Genomic DNA, 4758 nt, shown 5'->3' with positions numbered 1-4758 from the left:
TAAATTTAATAATAAAAAACAAAATATACTATAATTATGACATAATATCATTATTTATAATATAATAACTATTCAATAAAATGACGTAGAATATTTTTATTTTTTATACAGTAGTGATAATAATTTATATATATTTATTCATTTCTATAAAATTATGGAATTATACTGTTTCAAAAAAAATCACTGCTTTTTTCATAGTTTAATTGTCTTACCGGTCACTTTCATTATAAAAGTGGTATTATATCTTTAGAAAACAATTAATTCTTATACGCTAGCTGTGATATGTAATGAACAGAAAGGTATTAATTTTAAAAATTATCATGGCGCTATTTTTGCAAGTGAATAGAACTTATAGATTTTTACACTTGCATCAACAATTGTGATTCTAAGATATAAACGAAGCTGTTAACATATTTTAATATAGGATTGTGTATGACTCGCACTTTTGCAATTCCTCCCAAAGCATCCAGAATCACTCATAAGGAAATATATCATGGTATTTTTCGTGATGATCCCTATCATTGGCTACGTGCGTCTAACTGGCAAGATGTTTTTAAAAATCCTAATTGTCTAGATCCCAATATTCGACATTATCTTGAAAAAGAAAATGCTTATCAATCAGCTCAAATGGCTGATACAAAACTATTACGAGATTTGCTTTTTACCGAAATGAAAAACAGGATCCAAGAGAATGATAGTTCTGTTCCTATAAAACATGGTCCTTTTGCTTACGGATTCTCTTATGTTACCGGAGGCCAACAACCACATTATTTTCGGACACCAAGGAATGGCGGAGAAAAAAACGTGTACCTTAATGGTGATGTCTTGGCAGAAGGCAAAGAATATTTCAAATTTGGTTCAGTTCAAGAATCTCCTGACCATACACATGTGGTATGGACCTATGATGATAAAGGATCAGAATTCTATACAGCTAAAATTCGTAATTTTGAGACATTGTCTGACTGTATGGACACAATTACTGATACATCTGGTCAAATTGTATGGGATGCTAGATCTGAAGGTTTTTTCTATACTAAGATGGATAAAAATCACCGTCCTTCAGAGCTCTATTATCATCAATTAAACACTGATCAATCACAAGATAAGCTTATTTTTCGTGAAGACAATCCGAGTTTTTTCTTAGATGTAAGCGGTTCTAAGCTTAATGATATTATTTATATTAATATTCATGATCATGAAACATCAGAGATCTGGCTAATTCCTGCTGAGGCGCCTTTTACTATTCCCCAATGTGTACGGAAACGACAAAAAGGTATTGAATATTCACTTACAGAAGGTGGTGATGTCTTTTATATTCTGACCAATTTAGATAATGCAAAAGATTTCAAAATTATGGTAGCGCCATATACATCTCCACAATCAGAAAATTGGTCTGAGTTTGTCCCACATCAGCTTGGGTGCCTAATATTATCCCATGATGCTTATCAAGATTTTCTTGTCTGGATCGAACGTTTTGAGGGGCTTCCACATATAAAAGTAATGGAACGTACCACTAGAAAAGTTAATTCCATTGCTTTTACTGAAGAGGCTTATTCTTTAGGTCTGCAAGGGGCTGCAGAATATAACAGTCCAACTATTCGTTTTTCCTATTCGTCTATGACAACACCTGATCAAGTGTTTGATTATGAGATGAAAAGTCGCAAACGAATGCTTTTAAAAACGCAAATAATTCCCTCTGGGCATAATAAAGATGCATATGTAACACGACGTATTACAGCAATAGCAGACGATGGTGAGAAGATTCCTATTTCACTTTTTTATCACAAAAACACTCCCCTTGATGGTAGTGCGCCTTGTCTGCTTTACGGTTATGGTGCTTATGGGATCTCTATTCCTGCCAGTTTCAATAGTAATGTACTTTCTCTCGTAAACAGAGGTTTTATTTACGCGATTGCTCATATTCGCGGAGGAAAAGAAAAGGGTGTAGAATGGTATGAGAAAGGAAAACATCTCTTTAAGCACAATACATTTACAGATTTTATTGCTTGTGGGCGTTATCTTGTAAAAAACAAATTCACTTCTCACGACCGGCTGATTGCTCATGGTGGTTCAGCAGGGGGGATGTTGATGGGAGCCATTGCCAATATAGCTCCACAGGATTTTGCTGGAATCGTAGCGAATGTGCCTTTTGTTGATGTCTTAGCGACAATGTTAGATGCATCATTACCACTCACACCTCCAGAATGGGTCGAATGGGGGAATCCTCTTGAATCAGAAGAAGATTATAAGCTTATTGCTTCCTATTCACCTTACGATAATGTCAAAGCTCAAAACTATCCCCCTATACTTGTGATGGCAGGATTAACAGATCCTCGTGTAACTTACTGGGAGCCTGCAAAATGGGTGGCAAAATTACGAGACTTAAAAACAGACGATAATGAAATTTTATTACGTATTAATATGGATTCAGGGCACGCTGGTGCAGCTGGACGTTTTTCAAAGCTAGAAGAAGTTGCCTACATCTATGCATATATTCTAAAGGTAGTAGGAAAAGACTTTTGCTAATCCATAATACCTTTGTTTGAAAGTCCCCGATAATTTATTGGATTATAGGGACTTTCATACACTAAAAAATTATCTAGATAGCTTAAAAGTCACATTCTTCATAAAGTTTCAAAACATAGTCCCAGTTAATTAAATGGTCTACAAAGGATTCGAGGTACTTCGGTCGAGTATTGCGATAATCAATGTAATAGGAATGTTCCCACACATCGACACCCAAAATAGGTCGCGCATTGTGAATTAAGGGATTTTCGCCATTAGGCGTTTTCATAATTTCAAGCTTGCCATCTTTAACAGCAACCCACGCCCATCCAGAACCAAATTGGGCACTAGCAGCAGCAATAAAATCAGCGCGGAATTTGTCGTAACCACCTAGATCAGCGTCAATAGCTTTTGCTAACTTTTCAGGAAGTTTTTGGCCACCACCATCTTTTTTCATCCAAAGCCAAAAGTGGTTATGATTGTAATATTGTGCTGCATTATTAAACAAACCAATATTTTTTCCAAAACTTTTTTTAACAATATCTTCAAGGCTTTCATTTTCTAAGCCTAACTCTTTCACAAAATTATTGGTGTTGTTAAGATAAGCGAGGTGATGCTTATCATGATGATATTCAAGCGTTTCGCGTGACATATAAGGTGAAAGGGCATCGTAATCATAAGGCAACGGGGGCAATTCAAAAGCCATTTAAAAATCTCCTCGATTCTAATTGTTAAGCTTATTTCATAAGTCTAATTTGCCATTTACCGAATTTAAAAGCAAATGTTGAATATCTATTTGTATGAAATTAATTTTAATGTCTCTCTTTTTGTAAAAGAGGCTTTTAGGAAATGCATGCTCATCAATCCAAAAGGGCATTAGTCTATATAAAGATTGCTTCTGAAGATTTTTTACATCTATGAATGGGTAAAAAATATCATTATCTTTTGAATAAAAAGTAAACGGAAATAGCTATTATTCCTTGTTTTTGTATCTCTATTTTTTCAAATTCCAGATAAAATGTGTTTTAGTTTTTGCAAAACTCTTCTAACCTATAGGTGTATCATAGTGTTTTCAACAGAATATTAAGTGTTATTTTTTAGGAGATATTTTTCAATGTACTTGATTTCATTTTATGGCGCTACCCATGAATAATATAATGTAAAAGCCAGTGGACATTATCATCTTTACGCTTAATAAAAGAGCACAGCAGCACTATCACACACTTTACCGGTCCCCAATGGTGACAGCTTTTATCTTAGTTAAGCAACGATGAGATTTTAGTATATCAAGAAAAGTAAATCATATGCTAATTCATTAGATACATGAGTAAACTAAAAGCTTTTCTGTTCCTAGGACATCAATACAAAGAGCAAAATAATTGGTGGATAAATAGTTTCTACTTGTGTAAAAGCACAACCGTATATCAGTTTCTGCTACGAATTTGTATCGATGCAATGCCATACAAGACTCAGAAATTTTATGATAAAAAAGTAAGGTCTTTGATTTTCAGATATTGCGTCCAATCACAGGAATCGCTATAAGGTGCAAGAATCGCTATAAAGCGTGTTTTTTTGGGGTATAGCCAAGCGGTAAGGCACCGGTTTTTGGTACCGGCATTCCCTGGTTCGAATCCAGGTACCCCAGCCAATTCTAGTGAAATTAGTTAATCAAAGTTCAGCTTGAGAGTGGATCAATCCCCTTAACCGTCTGTTGCTATTCATAGCAAGTCTGGTAAGTTGAAAAATACCCATTTGTATCGGGTTAGCTCTAAATATGGTAAGGTTTTCTTTTACTATAGCTATCGCTTAAAGAGCTCTTTTAAAAGATTCTTTTCTATAAGACGAGGGGTAAATGATTTATGCGCACTTGCTTTAGAAAAACTATTTAGCTGGATTTTTTGCTCTATAGCAACACCAGCGGGTAATTTTCCGTATTCCACCATCTTCATTACGCCGAACAGCGTAGCAATAATGCTGATTAGGAAACACATGCCGCTGCATGTCACGTACCATACCAGCAGCATGTCCATAGGGTGCCACACAATCAATAAACCACATATATTCTCCGCCTTGCCAATCCGCATCGGACAAAAGCTCTCCCTTTTCAAGCATAGATTGATGATTTTTTTCATCTAAAAAAGCCCAAGTGATAAAGGCACAAAATTCTCCACGTTCATTTTTATAGAGTTTATATTGCCCAGTCTGTAAAGCTGGTCCTAAATTTCGATCTATATCCCAGATTCGCCAGCGGCG

Annotated in this window: 3 protein-coding genes and 1 tRNA gene; 2 read left to right on the top strand and 2 right to left on the bottom strand. The window is 35.3% G+C overall.

The genetic code is table 11. The annotated features are described in order from the left end of the window. The first annotated feature begins 432 nt into the window (after positions 1–432). On the top strand, positions 433–2526 hold the full coding sequence (locus tag PVV60_RS09530) for a S9 family peptidase (RefSeq protein ID WP_273724551.1): 2094 nt from the start codon (positions 433–435) through the stop codon (positions 2524–2526). Between the two features lie 82 nt (positions 2527–2608). On the opposite strand, the gene PVV60_RS09525 is transcribed toward PVV60_RS09530, so the two are convergent. Further along, positions 2609–3211: a superoxide dismutase gene (locus PVV60_RS09525; RefSeq protein ID WP_273724550.1), complete on the bottom strand. Its 603-nt coding sequence runs from the start codon at positions 3209–3211 to the stop codon at positions 2609–2611. Between the two features lie 867 nt (positions 3212–4078). Here PVV60_RS09525 and PVV60_RS09520 point away from each other — a divergent pair. Continuing rightward, a tRNA-Gln gene (locus tag PVV60_RS09520) sits at positions 4079–4153 on the top strand. Positions 4154–4386: 233 nt separating this feature from the next. On the opposite strand, the gene PVV60_RS09515 is transcribed toward PVV60_RS09520, so the two are convergent. Next, positions 4387–4758: toxin-activating lysine-acyltransferase (locus PVV60_RS09515; RefSeq protein ID WP_273724549.1), on the bottom strand; the 372-nt coding region annotated here is incomplete at its 5' end.

Origin of the sequence: Bartonella sp. AU18XJBT (assembly GCF_028618595.1) — a bacterium.
Lineage (GTDB): Bacteria > Pseudomonadota > Alphaproteobacteria > Rhizobiales > Rhizobiaceae > Bartonella.
The sequence above is the reverse complement of the archived record's forward strand: the minus strand, read 5'-3'. Positions and strand labels throughout refer to the sequence as shown.

Excerpts from the sequence above, each read along its gene's own strand:
- PVV60_RS09530 (WP_273724551.1), top strand. The coding sequence starts at position 433 with ATGACTCGCACTTTTGCAATTCCTCCCAAAGCATCCAGAATCACTCAT.
- PVV60_RS09525 (WP_273724550.1), bottom strand. The coding sequence starts at position 3,211 with ATGGCTTTTGAATTGCCCCCGTTGCCTTATGATTACGATGCCCTTTCA.